This window comes from Dyella sp. 2HG41-7, assembly GCF_021390675.1.
In the GTDB taxonomy this organism is placed as follows: domain Bacteria; phylum Pseudomonadota; class Gammaproteobacteria; order Xanthomonadales; family Rhodanobacteraceae; genus Dyella_B.
This window is the reverse complement of the sequence record NZ_JAJEJV010000004.1, coordinates 3,115,048-3,129,072: the sequence shown is the minus strand read 5'-3', so window position 1 is coordinate 3,129,072 and position 14,025 is coordinate 3,115,048. Positions and strand designations below refer to the sequence as shown.

General features: G+C 61.6%; 12 protein-coding genes and 1 pseudogene. 8 read left to right on the top strand and 5 right to left on the bottom strand.

Annotated elements, in window-relative coordinates:
* Entirely contained in the window at positions 1–1,080 is a 1,080-nt protein-coding gene (gene queG / locus L0U79_RS15435; protein ID WP_233843132.1) for a tRNA epoxyqueuosine(34) reductase QueG, read from the bottom strand.
* Positions 1,081–1,114: 34 nt separating this feature from the next.
* Between queG and L0U79_RS15430 the strand changes: the two genes are divergently transcribed.
* The 5 genes from L0U79_RS15430 to L0U79_RS15410 all read left to right on the top strand — a co-directional run bounded on the left by L0U79_RS15430 (position 1,115) and on the right by L0U79_RS15410 (position 7,626).
* The gene (locus tag L0U79_RS15430) at positions 1,115–2,599 is read left to right on the top strand and encodes an NAD(P)H-hydrate dehydratase (RefSeq protein ID WP_233843131.1); all 1,485 of its coding nucleotides are present in this window, start codon (positions 1,115–1,117) and stop codon (positions 2,597–2,599) included.
* A complete protein-coding gene (tsaE, locus tag L0U79_RS15425) occupies positions 2,592–3,053 on the top strand; it encodes a tRNA (adenosine(37)-N6)-threonylcarbamoyltransferase complex ATPase subunit type 1 TsaE (protein WP_233843130.1) in 462 nt (153 codons plus the stop codon). The genes L0U79_RS15430 and tsaE overlap by 8 nt, the downstream gene beginning before the upstream one ends.
* Positions 3,054–3,242: 189 nt before the next feature.
* The gene (locus L0U79_RS15420) at positions 3,243–4,766 is read left to right on the top strand and encodes an N-acetylmuramoyl-L-alanine amidase (protein WP_233843129.1); all 1,524 of its coding nucleotides are present in this window, start codon (positions 3,243–3,245) and stop codon (positions 4,764–4,766) included.
* Between the two features lie 47 nt (positions 4,767–4,813).
* Positions 4,814–6,637: a DNA mismatch repair endonuclease MutL gene (gene mutL / locus L0U79_RS15415; RefSeq protein WP_233843128.1), complete on the top strand. Its 1,824-nt coding sequence runs from the start codon at positions 4,814–4,816 to the stop codon at positions 6,635–6,637.
* Positions 6,638–6,705: 68 nt separating this feature from the next.
* A complete protein-coding gene (locus L0U79_RS15410) occupies positions 6,706–7,626 on the top strand; it encodes a DUF1684 domain-containing protein (RefSeq protein WP_233843127.1) in 921 nt (306 codons plus the stop codon).
* A 64-nt stretch (positions 7,627–7,690) separates the two neighbouring features.
* Here the strand turns inward: L0U79_RS15410 and L0U79_RS15405 are convergent, their stop codons facing one another.
* The gene (locus L0U79_RS15405; protein ID WP_233843126.1) at positions 7,691–8,494 is read right to left on the bottom strand and encodes an enoyl-CoA hydratase-related protein; all 804 of its coding nucleotides are present in this window, start codon (positions 8,492–8,494) and stop codon (positions 7,691–7,693) included.
* 322 nt (positions 8,495–8,816) lie between these two features.
* Between L0U79_RS15405 and L0U79_RS15400 the strand changes: the two genes are divergently transcribed.
* The 3 genes and pseudogenes from L0U79_RS15400 (at position 8,817) to L0U79_RS15390 (ending at position 11,225) form a co-directional block, all read left to right on the top strand.
* Positions 8,817–9,563, top strand: coding sequence for an FKBP-type peptidyl-prolyl cis-trans isomerase (locus tag L0U79_RS15400; protein ID WP_233843125.1), 747 nt, complete (start codon positions 8,817–8,819; stop codon positions 9,561–9,563).
* A 35-nt stretch (positions 9,564–9,598) separates the two neighbouring features.
* A pseudogene (locus L0U79_RS15395) lies at positions 9,599–10,380 on the top strand (CoA pyrophosphatase).
* A complete protein-coding gene (locus L0U79_RS15390; RefSeq protein ID WP_233843124.1) occupies positions 10,377–11,225 on the top strand; it encodes a sulfurtransferase in 849 nt (282 codons plus the stop codon). The pseudogene L0U79_RS15395 and the gene L0U79_RS15390 overlap by 4 nt, the downstream one beginning before the upstream one ends.
* Positions 11,226–11,264: 39 nt before the next feature.
* Here the strand turns inward: L0U79_RS15390 and L0U79_RS15385 are convergent, their stop codons facing one another.
* The 3 genes from L0U79_RS15385 to yjdN all read right to left on the bottom strand — a co-directional run bounded on the left by L0U79_RS15385 (position 11,265) and on the right by yjdN (position 14,025).
* Entirely contained in the window at positions 11,265–12,023 is a 759-nt protein-coding gene (locus tag L0U79_RS15385) for an enoyl-CoA hydratase/isomerase family protein (RefSeq protein WP_233843123.1), read from the bottom strand.
* 20 nt (positions 12,024–12,043) lie between these two features.
* Positions 12,044–13,495 carry a DUF4139 domain-containing protein gene (locus tag L0U79_RS15380; RefSeq protein ID WP_233843122.1) on the bottom strand — a complete coding sequence of 484 codons (1,452 nt, stop codon included), beginning with the start codon at positions 13,493–13,495 and terminating at the stop codon, positions 12,044–12,046.
* Between the two features lie 104 nt (positions 13,496–13,599).
* Positions 13,600–14,025 carry a VOC family metalloprotein YjdN gene (gene yjdN / locus L0U79_RS15375; protein WP_233843121.1) on the bottom strand — a complete coding sequence of 142 codons (426 nt, stop codon included), beginning with the start codon at positions 14,023–14,025 and terminating at the stop codon, positions 13,600–13,602.

Below are 14,025 nucleotides of genomic sequence, written 5' to 3'. Positions count from 1 at the left end.
TCAGGCGGTCGAAGTGGCCGCCTGCTGTCGAGCCAGCGCCCACGCCACGTGTTCGCGCACAATCGCTGAAGGATGCTGGCTACGCGCTTGCAGCGCGTTGTAAATCGCACTTGAAGGTGGCGCGTTGCCTAGCGCCACCGCAATGTTGCGCAACCAGCTTTCGTAGCCGGCGCGGCGGATCGCCATGCCTTCCGTGCGTTGTAGAAACTCGTCCTCGCTCCAGCCGAACAAATCCACCAGCTTTGCGCCGTCCAATTGATGACGCGGCGCGAAATCCGGTTCGGTTGCGTCCTGCGCGAATTTGTTCCATGGGCAAATCAATTGGCAGTCGTCGCATCCGAAAATGCGATTGCCCATCGGCGCACGCAATTCTTCGGGAATCGAGCCTTTCATCTCGATCGTGAGATAGGAAATACAGCGACGCGCGTCCAGACGATACGGCGCGACAATCGCCTGCGTGGGGCAGATATCGATGCATTTCCTGCAGGTGCCGCAATGCGCCGAGGCTGGCGCATCGATCGGCAATGGCAGATTGGTGTAGAGCTCGCCGAGAAAGAAATACGAACCTGCCTGACGGTGGATCAGCACCGTGTGCTTCCCAATCCAGCCAAGTCCCGCATTGCGCGCCAGCGCTTTTTCCAGCACCGGCGCGGAATCGACATACGCGCGATAACCGAAATCGCCAATCGATTCGCGAATGCGCTCGGCCAGTTTTTGCAAACGGTTGCGCATCAGCTTGTGGTAATCGCGGCCCAAGGCGTAACGCGACACATAGCCCGCTTCGGCGTCGTGAATGACGTCCCACGCGTATTGCGTCCCTGGCGGCAAATAATCCATGCGCAGTGAAATCACGCGTTGCGTGCCGGGTTCGAGTTCGTCCGGCCGGCTGCGCTTGCTGCCATGGCGCGCCATGTATTCCATGTCGCCGTGGTAGCCGTCTTCGAGCCACTGATTGAGATGCGCTTCGTCCTGCTCCAGCGTCACGCCGCTGATGCCGGCGTCGGCAAAGCCAAGCTCTTTCGCCCAGCGCTTGATGTCGCGGGCGAGCGAGGCGTAATCCGGGGCGGCATACGTGGACATGTGCGTATTGTAGTCGCATCCCTATAATCAGCCGATGCACGCAGCCACGCATCATCGCGATCTCTACACCGTCGAGCAGGTTCGCGCGCTTGATCGGCGCGCCATCGACGACTTGGGCGTCAGCGGTTTCGAGCTGATGAGCCGGGCGGCCACGGCGGCCTTTGCCTGCTTGTGCCGTCACTGGCCGCACGCGCGGCGCATCGCGGTGTTCTGCGGACCTGGCAACAACGGTGGCGATGGCTATTTGATCGCCAGCCTTGCGCACAGCTCGGGTCTGGTTGTCGACGTGATCGAACTGAGCGACACGCCGCGCGGCGATGCCGCGCTTGCGCGCGATGCGTGGCAAAGCGGTGGCGGCATGACGCTTCGTTGGCAAAAGGAGTCGTCGTTGCCGCACGCGGATGTGTATATCGACGCGCTCTATGGCACCGGCTTGAATCGCAGTCTCGATGCGGCGTCGAGCGCGCTGATCGAACACATCAATGCATCGGGCATACCGGTGTTGGCGGTGGACGTTCCGTCGGGGTTGAATGCGGACACCGGCTATTGCCCAGGCGTCGTGATTCAAGCGCACGTCACGATAAGTTTTATCGCGCCCAAGCGCGGCATGTACACCGGCCAGGCGCCTTCGAAAACCGGAGCCCTGCATCTCGATACGCTCGGCTTGCCAGACATACTCTGGCAAGGCATGCCGAAGGATGCATCGCTACTCGACGCGATGCATTTGGCGCCGCGCGCTCGCGACGCCCACAAAGGCGATAGCGGGCACGTGTTGGCGATTGGCGGCGACTTCGGTACGGCGGGCGCGATTCGCTTGTGCGGCGACGCGGCGCTGCGTAGCGGCGCTGGACTCGTCAGTATCGCCACGCGCGCCGAAAATCTCGCCGCGCTCAACAGCGCGCGCCCCGAGCTAATGGCGCACGGCACGCACGGTCCGCAAGAACTCCAAATGCTACTTGAGCGCGCCACCGTGCTGGCCGTAGGGCCCGGATTGGGGCAGGGTGCGTGGGGACACGCGCTTTGGCTGACGGCGCTCGATAGCGGCAAACCGCTTGTATTGGATGCCGACGGTCTTAATTTGCTTGCGCGCGAACATCGTTATTTTTCGACGCCGGTGGTGTTGACGCCACATCCCGGCGAGGCGGCTCGGTTGCTCGACACAACCACGGCCGACGTGCAGGCGAATCGCTTCGACGCGGTGCGCGAAATCGCACAACGTTACGGCGCCGTCGTTGTGCTGAAAGGCGCCGGAAGTTTGATCGCCAATCCGAATGGACGTTTAGACGTCTGTACGTGGGGCAATCCAGGCATGGGTAGCGGCGGCATGGGCGATTTGTTGACCGGCGTCATCGCCGCGCTGATGGCCCAGGGCTGCAACGCTTGGGACGCCGCGCGCATGGGTGTCGGGTTGCATGCGCGGGCAGGCGATGTGGCGGCCCTTAAGGGCGAACGCGGATTGATTGCGAGCGATCTGCTGGAACCCCTTCGCGCCCTCGGCAATGGAATCGAGCATGACTGAGCAACATTGGGAGCTGGCCGACGAGGACGCGACCCGTGCGTTCGGCGCGCAGTTCGCGCATGCGCTGAACAGCGGTCTGGTCATCTACCTGCGTGGAGAGCTCGGCGCGGGCAAAACGAGCTTTGCCCGCGCGTTGCTCACCGCACTGGGCGTGGGCGAGCGCATCAAAAGTCCAACGTACAGCCTGGTTGAGGGCTATCAGTCCAAAGACGGTCGGCCAGCCTGGCATCTCGATCTTTACCGCATCGCCGATCCCGGCGAACTGGAATGGCTTGGATTGGACGCACTGTCCGATCCCGAGGCGGTGGTCCTGGTGGAGTGGCCCGAACGCGGAAAGGGCGCGTTGCCGACGCCGGATGTGGAGGCGCATCTGAGCTACAGCGGCGGTGGAAGGCATGCGCGCTTGCAAGCGAAGACGCCACGGGGTGAGCAGGCGTTGGCCCGTCTCGATTAAGGCGTTGATCCACGTAAGTGCCAGTGCCGTCAGGGAAATCTGAACGGGCGAGCCTGCTTACCTCCTGTCCGCAAAATGCGTGGCTTAGGGCCGATTGCTTAAGCTGACCTGATAAATGCTACGCAGGTTATGGAATTTCAAAGAAAAACCTCTTGCATTCAGGAAACTGCTGCGCTTCAATGCGGCACCATGAGGGGCTATCTCACACGCATTTGTTACTTGGTTGGCACTGCGATCCTCGTCGCAGCGCCCGGTGCCGCCCTGCATGCGTCCGACGTAAAGGGTGCACGCGTCTGGGCAGGCCACGACTACACCCGCGTGGTGTTCGACCTTTCCGGTCCGACCCAATACAAACTCAGCCAGCAAGGGGACCAGATCGTTCTGGAGCTGGCCGACAGCACGATCGCCGGACGACTGGCGCCTTCGGCGCAGGGTCTCTTCAAAAGTCTGACCAGCGGAACGCAAGGCAATGCCCTGCGACTTTCCGCGTTGGTGGCACCGAACACGCAGCCGAAGACGTTTGTCCTCGGACCTTCTGGCCCGGCGGGCTATCGCCTGGTGCTGGATCTCTTTCCGGGTAGCGGCAAGGCGGTTGCGTCCACTAAGCCGGCGCCCGATGTCGCAAACAAAACGGCAGCGACCGACGGCGACGATGAGAGCGACAACGCGCCCGCGCCGGTCGTGGTCAACGCCAGCAGCAAACTGACTTCCCGCAAGGGCGTCACCACCCGCCAGGCGGCCGTGCTGTTGAATAGCCAGCGCACGGTGGTCGTCGCGGTGGATGCCGGTCATGGCGGCAAGGACCAAGGCGCGCACGGCCCCAACGGCGTGCTGGAAAAGGACGTCACGCTCGCGGTGGCCCGCAATCTGGCCGCGCAGATCAATCGCCAGCCCGGCATGAAGGCGGTGTTGACGCGCGATGGCGACTATTTCATTCCGTTGAAGCAGCGCTACGAGATCGCCCGGCAAAATCAGGCCGATCTGTTCGTGTCGATCCACGCCGATTCGTACACCAGCAGCGACGCCAAAGGTTCGTCCGTGTGGGTGCTCTCGCCGCGTGGCAAAAGCTCGGTGGCGGCGCAGATGCTGGCGGATCGTGAAAACAGCTCGGACTTGATCGGCGGCGTTTCGCTGGCGTCGGAAAACGACAGCCTGGCGTCCGTGCTGCTCGATATGCAGCAGGGCTGGGCGGTGCAGGCGAGCGACACGGTTGCGCAAAATGTCTTGAACGCGCTGTCCGCCTTGGGCCCCACGCATCGCGGTTACGTCGAGCACGCCAACTTCGTGGTGCTGCGCTCGCCGGATGTGCCTTCGATCTTGGTCGAAACGGCGTTTATCAGCAATCCGTCGGAGGAGCGCAGGTTGCGCGACCCGGCGCACCAGGAAGAGCTTGCGACCGCCGTCATGTCCGGCGTGAAGGGATATTTCACGAACAATCCGCCGCCCGGTACGTGGTTCGCCATGGAGGCCGCGCGCCAAAAAGGTTTGCTGGTTGCCGACAAAGACACCACCGGCAAGATGTCCGACACGGTCGCAAGCGCGTCCGAGCCCGCCGACGCTGACGTGCGCGATATGCATCGCGTGGAAACCGGCGAAACCTTGCGCAGCATCGCCAAGCAATACGGCGTAAGTGTGGACTCGCTTAAGAGCGTCAACGGCATCAACAACAATAGCGTGCGCACCGGCACGATGCTGGTGATTCCCAGTGGCTGAGTCATTCGGATAGTTGAGGGCGCAGCTCACTGTTAAGCTTGCGCCCTATGTCCAGAATTCGCCCACTTCCCCCTGAGCTCATCAATCAGATCGCCGCTGGCGAGGTGATCGAGCGCCCGTCTTCGGTCGTCAAAGAGCTGGTCGAAAACAGCCTCGATGCAGGCGCCACGCGTATCGAAGTGGACGTGGAACTGGGCGGCGCGCGCCTGATTCGCGTACGCGACGACGGCGACGGTATCGCTCCCGATGATTTATCGCTGGCCGTGGCCTCCCATGCCACCAGCAAAATCGGCAGCTTCGACGATCTCGAGCACGTGGCTAGCATGGGTTTTCGCGGCGAAGCGCTGGCGTCGATGGCGTCGGTCGCGCGCTTCGCGATCACCTCGCGCTTGCGAGGCATGGACAATGCGTTTCGCATCGAAGTCGACAGCGGTCGCATGCAGGAGGCGCGTCCCGCGCAACATCCGCAAGGCACCAGTGTGGAAGTGCGCGATCTGTTCTACAACGTGCCGGCTCGGCGCAAATTTCTTCGCGCCGAGCGCACCGAATTCGCGCATATCGACGACTTGCTCAAGTCGCTGGCGCTCGCACGTGGCGGTGTCGAATTTCGTTTGAGCCACAACGGCAAATCGGTGCGCGTGTGGAAAGCCGCGCGCGACGAAAACGCCATGCTGACGCGCGTGGCCGAAGTGTTGGGCGAAACGTTTCCTCAACAGAGCCTGCGCATCGATCACGCAGCGGCGGGCATGCGTTTGTCGGGATGGGTCGGATTGCCAACGGCATCGCGGTCGCAAGCTGATGCGCAGTATTTCTATGTAAATGGTCGATTGGTGCGCGATCGCGTCGTCGCTCACGCCGTGCGGCAAGCGTATGCCGACGTGCTGTTTCATGGACGTCATCCGACGTTCGTGCTTTATCTGGAACTGGATCCGGCAGGTGTAGACGTAAACGTCCATCCCGCCAAGAGCGAAGTGCGGTTCCGCGAACAGCGGTTGGTGCACGATTTCCTCTTTCGCACCTTGCACGAAGCGTTGGCGCAAACGCGTGCCGGTCAGCATGTGCAGGCGGAGGATTCCGATTGGGCTGGCGCCGCCGACGTAACATCGACGGTTGTGCAAGGCGTCAGTCGTCAGGCGAGTCAATGGCCGGCGCACGCCGCGCAGAGTCGGCTCCATCTTGGCGTGCGTGAGGAACCGCTCGCAGGTTACGCCGCACTGCTTGGCGATGACGCGACGCCGCAACCTTCCTTCGTGCCGCAGCCGCTGCCGTCGTCGAACGACGACGAAGTGCCGCCGTTGGGTTACGCGGTCGCGCAGCTCAAAACGATTTATATCCTTGCCGAAAACACGCACGGCCTGGTGTTGGTGGACATGCACGCCGCGCATGAGCGCATCACCTACGAAAAGCTGAAATCAGGCCGAGTCTGCAGCAACCTGCGTTCGCAGATCTTGCTGGTGCCGTTGTCGGTTCCGGTGAGCGCGAAAGAAGCCGCCGCCGCCGAAGAACATGGCGAGGCATTGGCCGACTGGGGATTGGAGCTTTCGCGCAGCGGTCCTTCCGCCGTCGTGGTGCGACGGATCCCAGCGTTGCTGGAAGGCGCGGATGTCGCGGAACTCACGCGCAACGTGCTTAGCGAACTGGCGCAGCACGGCAGCTCGCGTCAATTGCAGGAACTGGAAAACGAATTGTTGTCCACCATGGCGTGCCACGGTTCGGTGCGCGCGGGGCGGCGTCTCACCATTCCTGAAATGAACGCTCTTCTGCGTGAAATGGAAGCGACGGAACGATCCGGCCAATGCAATCACGGACGCCCAACCTGGGTGCAGTTGAGCATGACCGAACTGGATAAGCTTTTTCTGCGCGGTCGTTAGCGAGCGCTTGTCTCGCTCATAAATAGACGCCCATACTGAGGCTCCTTGCATCGCGCGGAGCAAACCCCATGTGGCGTCATGTGCTGGCTGGATTGATCTTGAGTACTGGAGTAGCCCTCGTGCATGCCGATACACCCCAACACGTTTCGACGTCCGACGCCTATCAGCAGAGCATCGAAAAGTGGCGCGCCGAACGCGTGGCGCGACTTACCGCGCCAGATGGCTGGCTCAGCCTGATCGGTCTGGAATGGTTGCAGGAAGGCGCGAACAAAGTCGGCAGCGCGTCCGGCAACGACATTACGTTGCTGGCCGGCCCTGCACATTTGGGTGTTGTGACGCTGGACAAGGCGGGGCAGGTACACATCAAGCTGGCGGACGGCAGCGGCGCAACCATCGACGGCAAGGCCGTACAAGAAGCCACGCTGATCGATGATATGCACGTCACCGGCAACGCAGCGCCGACGAAAGTCGAATTCGGCCCTGCGAACTTCTACGTGATCGATCGCGAAGGCCGCAAAGCATTGCGCGTGAAAGATGCCGACGCCTCGACGCGCAAAGATTTCCTTGGCATCGATTATTTTCCGATCGATCCATCCTGGCGCATCGTCGCCGACTGGGTGCCCTTCGATCCGCCGCACGATCTGCAAATGGGTTCGGTAATCGGCACCATCGATACCGTGAAAGTGCCGGGCAAAGCCGTATTCCAGCACGATGGGCACACGTACGAGTTGCTTCCTTACCAGGAAGAACCGGGCGGTGAGTTGTTCTTCGTGCTTGCCGATCGCACGTCGGGTCACGAGACGTACGGCGCGGCACGCTTCCTTTATGCGGCGCTACCGCAAAACGGAAAGGTGGTGTTGGATTTCAACAAAGCCTACAACCCGCCTTGCGCATTTACCTCGTTCGCCACCTGTCCACTGGCGCCGCCGGAAAACCGGTTGGATCTGAGGATTACGGCCGGCGAAAAGAAATACCGCGGCGCACATTGATCTGCGAAGCATCGGGACGAGCGCAACGTAGCGTTGGTGTTCTCGTCCCGATTTCCTGGTTTGCTTATTGCCCTTTGAAGACGGCCTTTCGCTTCTCCAGAAAGGCCGTGGTGCCTTCCTTCATATCGTCGGTCGCGAAGGCCAAAGCGAATGCCTGCGTTTCGAATTCCAGACCCTGATCGATCGAGGTTTCGCCGCCTTGCAGCACGGTGTCGAGAATGCTCGCCGCGGCAAGCGGTGCGGCAGCGGCCAGTTGGTCAGCCAAGGCGTTAACGGTATCGTCGAGCGCTTCCGGCGCGACGACGCGCGTGACCACGCCCAGTTCGTAAGCGCGTTGCGCGGTAATCGTGCCGCCGGTCAGACACAGTTCGAGCGCCGCGCCGCGGCCCGCCAGACGCAGCAGGCGCTGGGTACCGCCAAAGCCCGGGATCAATCCCAGGTTGATCTCCGGCTGGCCGAATTTGGCTTTCTCACTGGCGATGCGCAGATGGCAAGCCATCGCCAGCTCCATGCCGCCGCCCAGGGCAAAGCCTTGAATGCGCGCAATCACCGGCTTGCCGAGCCGCTCGATGCTGCTCATCAGCCGTTGACCGGTGCGCGAGAAGCTTTGTGCTTGGATCGGCGTGTAGCCGTTCATCTCGCTGATGTCCGCACCGGCGACGAAGGCTTTCTCGCCGGCGCCGGTCAGTACGATGGCGCGTACGGCGTCGTCCTGCGCGGCTTGGCTGAATGCCAAGGTCAGTTCGTTCAAGGTCTCGCGATTGAGCGCGTTGAGCTTGTCCGGGCGGTTGACGGTGATGATGCGCACGGCATCGCGATTGCCGATCTCGAGGTTGCGGTAAGCCACGGCGAACTCCGTTATGAACATAAAGACCTGATTTTAGCAGCGGGAACCTTTGAGGCCTCGCCGCTTTCTCATCCCTGTTCGATATCTGCGCGTGGTTATCCGATAGTGCCGTTAAGTGATTGCCGCCTGAAGAGATTGCGTCGTCGCCCCGCTGCACTGAACGCCCGGCCTAGCTGCATTGAACCGCCGAAGCGCTTAGGATGGCGTCTTTCGCCGTATGCTTAGAGCCGCCCCCCATGTTTCCAAGTCCCTTGCGCCGGTTCTGCTTGATCGCACCGCGGCCGCTTGCGAAAAGAGCGGGCCGCACGGAGGAGTTGGGCGAGTTTTGCTCATGGAGAAAGTGATGGCTTATACGCGTTGGTGGGTTCCAGTTCTTTCCTTGCTTGCCGCGTTCGCGGTTCAGGCACAGGGAACGAGCGCCTCCAAACCTTCGCAGCCACCGGTGGTGAAGCTCGACAAGCACAAGCTTTCGTACGCGATCGGCTACCGCATCGGCACCCAGTTTTCCGACGGCGACATCCCGGTGGATATGGCCGTACTGCAAAAAGCGATCGAAGACGCGTACGCCAAGCGCGCGCCGTCCGTGCCGAAAGAAGAAATGATCCAGCAGCTGGTGAGCCTGGGCGAGCGCATGCACGAGCAGGCGCTGACCGAGTACAACAAAATTGCGGTCGACAACGCTAAAAAGAGCGCCGATTTCTTGGCGCACAACGCCGGCTTGCCCGGCGTTGTGCAGCTGCCCTCCGGCATTCAGTACTCGGTGATCAAAAAGGGCGATGGCGCCACCAGTCCGGGCATCGACAGCCAAGTCACCGTGAACTATCGCGGCATGCTGATCGACGGCACCGAATTCGACAGCACCTGGGCGCACGGTGCGCCCGTCACCTTCACCGTGGACAAGGTGATTCGCGGCTGGCAATACGTGATACCGCGCATGCACGTAGGCGATCATTGGAAGGTGGTGATTCCCGCCACGCTGGCCTACGGCGAGCATGGCGCGCTCCCGCGCATCGGTCCCAACCAGGCGCTGGTGTTCGATATCGAGCTGCTGGATATCAAGCCGCCGAATCCGCAGGCGCCCAGCCCCTGACGCGAAAGGGTCGGCTGCGCTACGATGGTGGGTGCATGTCGAACATTTCCCCGCTTCCCCCTCCAGCTGTTTTGAGCCCGTGCGTCGGCGTCTGTCGCCTCGATCCGCGCGGCTTTTGCCTTGGCTGTTTTCGCACGGGCGATGAAATCGCGCGTTGGCGCAGCATGAGCGACACCGAGCGCTCCCATTTCATGGACGTCGTGCTACCGGAGCGCGAACTCGCATGATGGCGTCGTTGCTGCGGGCTTTGCGCCCGTTGTCGCAACCGCCCTCAGCGCCCGGATGGAATCATGCCCAGATCGCCGAACTGATCGGCCCGGTCGCACGCCGGCCGGCCGCGGTGCTGATCGGCCTGCGCGACGCCGACGAGCCTCACATGGTGTTTACCGTCCGCACGGATCATTTGAGTTCGCACGCGGGGCAGGTGGCGTTTCCCGGTGGCAGCACCGATCCGTCGGACGCCGATGCCGTGGCCACGGCGTTGCGCGAAACGGAAGAAGAAATCGGTCTCGATCGCACCTTGGTCACTCCGCTGGGTTTTCTGGATTGCTTTGAAACCATCAGTGGTTTTTGCATCACGCCGGTGGTGGCGAGCATCGCGGCCGAAGCGGAATTTCAAATGGCGCCGCTGGAAGTGGCGGAAGTGTTCGAAGTGCCGATGACATTCTTTCTCGAGCCGGCGAATTTGAAACGCTACATGATGGATTACCGCGGACATCGGCGCGAAATGGTGGAGTTCGACTACAACGGTCACCGCATCTGGGGCGCCACGGCGGCCATGCTGCACAATCTTTTGCAAAGGATGGAGCCATCATGAAAAGCACCTTGATCAGCGTCGAAGAACTCGCGGTATGGCCGCCGGACGAAGTGCTGATTGTCGATTGCCGCCACGAATTGACCGATCCCGCAAAGGGTGCGCGTGACTATCGCGCCGGGCATATTCCTGGCGCCGTGTTTGCGGATCTCGATCATGATCTCTCCGACTTGAGCCGCTCCAAGCTCGGTCTTGGGCGTCATCCGCTGCCGTTCGAAGAAGCGTTTTCTGCGTTTCTCTCGCGCATAGGCTGGCGGCCGGGATTGCAGGTCGTGTGTTATGACGCGAACAACGGCGCACTCGCTGCCGTGCGTTTGTGGTGGTTGCTGCGTTTTTGCGGCGTGCGCGAGGTGGCTGTGCTGGACGGCGGTTTGGCGGCGTGGACCGCAGCGGCGTTGCCCGTATCGCAGGACATTCCTCAGCGCGAGCCGACGCACGTCAGCCTTCACTTCGACAGCAGTCAGGTGTTGCTCGATCACGCGAGCGTTGCGCATATGCCGAACGATTTGCTGCTCGATGCGCGCGCCACGCCGCGTTATCGCGGCGAGGTCGAGCCGGTCGATCGCGTCGCAGGGCATGTGCCGGGTGCGGTGAATCGTCCGTTCTCCGACAATCTTGAGTCCGACGGCCGATTCAAATCACCCGACGCATTGCGGCAGCAGTTTCTCGCTGTGTTGGGCAAGTACACGCCGGAGCACGTCGTGCATATGTGCGGTTCCGGCGTTACCGCGTGCCACAACTTGCTGGCGATGGAGCACGCCGGACTCGCAGGCTCTCGCCTCTATGCGCCGTCATGGAGTGGTTGGATCAGCGATGCAGAGCGCCCGATCGCCACAGGCGATGCCTGAAATCAGGAGTGAGCTGCGCGCTCACTCCTGACTGTTCCGTTATTTCGCTTTGTTCTTCAGTCGATCCACCAACGCTTGCAACGACGCTTGCGTTTGCGGATGGAAGAATGCATCGACGAATGTATCGATGGGCAGCGCATCGATGTCCGCAAATGTGGTTTTGAGATCCGCGCGCGCGATAAGGCGCGTACCCAGCATGGCGTGCGACGGCAGCGCGACCGTTTCGCCAAGCCAATGCAGTGCGCGCGTCGTGACTTGATCGATCGCCACCAATTCGTCGACAAAGCCGCAGGCCAATGCGTTTTCGGCATCTATCAGCGCGCCAGATACCAGCAATCGCTCTGCGCGATACGCGCCCACCACGCGGCGCAACGCCATCTGGATGCAGTCGGGCGCAATCAATCCCACCTGTACTTCGTTCAGACCGATGCGATAGGGGCCTTGCGCCATCACGCGGTAATCGCAGAACAAAGACAGCACCGCGCCCCCGGCTGGGCTGTGACCGGTGATGGCCGCTGCAATGGGAATCGGCAGATGCGCGAGCGCGCCGCAGGTGACGAAGAATTCGCGCCAATATTTACGCACTTCGGCGCGATCGCGCGTCAGCAGTGCGGGTATGTCCACGCCAGCCGAAAACATACCTTGCGTGCCGGATAGAACGATGCCGCGCGCACCGTCTTGCACCGCCTGCGAGAAGGCTTCCTGCAAGGCGCTCAGCAATTCCAGATTGAGCGCATTGACCGGTGGGCGCGCCATTTGAATTTCGGTGATGGCGTCGTGCTGAGTGATATGGAGCATAAGAGATTCCCGGGCGGTGATCAGGATTGTGGGTGGTCGTCGGCGGTCCAGGTATAACGCACCGCATAGTCGAGCACGGCTTTACCGTTAGCCGGTACGTCGACTTTGAATTCCAAGGTGTCGGTGGTTTGCTTGCTCGGTTTTACGCTGGACGAGGTGACCGTCCATTCGCGCCAGCGGTTGGGATGTTCGCGCACGGTGATGGTGCGTGGCGTGTCGCCCGCGTTGGTAAGCGTGATGCGGAACGCCTCATCCATCGTGCGGCCGTTTTGATCGACGTGGAAGCTGGTGCGTTCGCGCTGACCGCGCAAGTCGAACGCCGTGCCCAGCGTAATCATTGCATCGCCGCCTTTGGGGGTATCGTTGATACGACCTTCGCCGATAAATTGCGGAACGCCGCGACGGTCGGCGGTGAGTACGCGTAGATAGCCGGCGGGCAGGCTGTCGAAGGCCGTAAAACGCAGCGTGCTGACGATGCCGGTGTTGCTGTCGGAATTGAATTCGCTGTTCAACATCGGCTGTGGCGGCATCCAATTGCCGCCGTTCTCATACAGCGATGTACGTTCGCAATTCACCGCACGCGTGGCGTACAGAGGCACCTGGCTGATGCTTCCATCCGGCAGATCGACCGGAGCGGACAGGGTGTAGCTGCGGTAGTCGGCGAGCGTCGATTGTTCGGGCATCGCCGCCGGTGCCGCAGCCACGCGCATCGCCATCATCGGGTGCGGCGCCGTGGTTTTCGCGAAATTCGGTTCGCCGGCAATCAAGGTGAGATTCGTATAGCGCCAGTCGCGACCGCTGCGGTTGGCGATGCTGGCGCGCGATTCGAATTGCATGCTGCACGCGTTGCCCGATTGCAACGTACCGACATACGCGGCACGCCAACCGATACCGGACGTGGGATAACTCAGTACCGCGTCGGCTTGACCGCCGCGCGCGGCGTCTACGCGTAAGCGCAAACTGGAACCGGTCGGAAAGTTGCCGCCGCTGGTATTGACCGCCGCATATTGGCGAATCAGCGTGGTGCCATTACCGCTGCGCACCACCAATCCATCGTCTCCGGCGCGCAACAGCGTTCCGTTGGCGAGCGTTTGACCGTTGTCGCCCAGCACGCTGATCGTGCTGCCGGTCAAGCCCGTCAGCGCGGCGTTAGGCCCTTGGCCAAGCAACAACCGCTGCGAAACGACTTTGGCTTCGCCGCCGGGAAAGCCCAGCGCCATCGCTTCGCCATCCAGATAATTCGGCAAATCGCCCAACACGAGATCGTGCACGCCGGCTTGGAGCGCGATGCTGCGCTGCTCGCGGACGATGGCGTAACCGTCATTGACGCCGCCATCGCTGCTGCTTGCATACAGGGCAGGGTTGTCGCTGCGATACAGCGTGATCGACGCGCCGTCGGCTGCCCACGCACCTGGTGCGCCACACAACGTGGCGAGGGTGAAAGCCAGAACGGTTCGATGCCTGATCGTCATGGAGCACTCCCTTGGCGGATAACGTGCTCGATCATAGCGAGCACGATGCGGGGGCGTATGTGCCCCGCATCGCGCCGTTCCTGCTTGCTTCAGGACCGCTCGACTTACTTGTCGCCTTCGTGCGTCACGTTAACCATCCACGGCACGCCGAACTTGTCCACCAGCATGCCGAAACCGTCGGTCCAGAACATCTTCTGGAACGGCATGGTGATCTGGCCACCTTGGGCGAGCGCGTTGAAGTACTTTTCGCCCGACGCGACATCATTCGCCGTGACCGACAGGCTAAAGCCGGAATGCGACGTTTTGTTCTGGCTGTCCGAGCCGTCGGACAGCAGCAGATGCGTGCGGCCAATCAACAGCGCGGCGTGCATGATCTTATCGGCGGACTCGGGCGCAATCTGATATCCGTCGCTGGGCGGCGCATCCTTGAAGCGCATTTTCATCAGTTCCTGCGCACCGAGCGCGTCGCGATAAAACGCAATGGCTTCTTCGCAGCGGCCGTCGAAAAAGAGATACGGCTGAATTTCCAT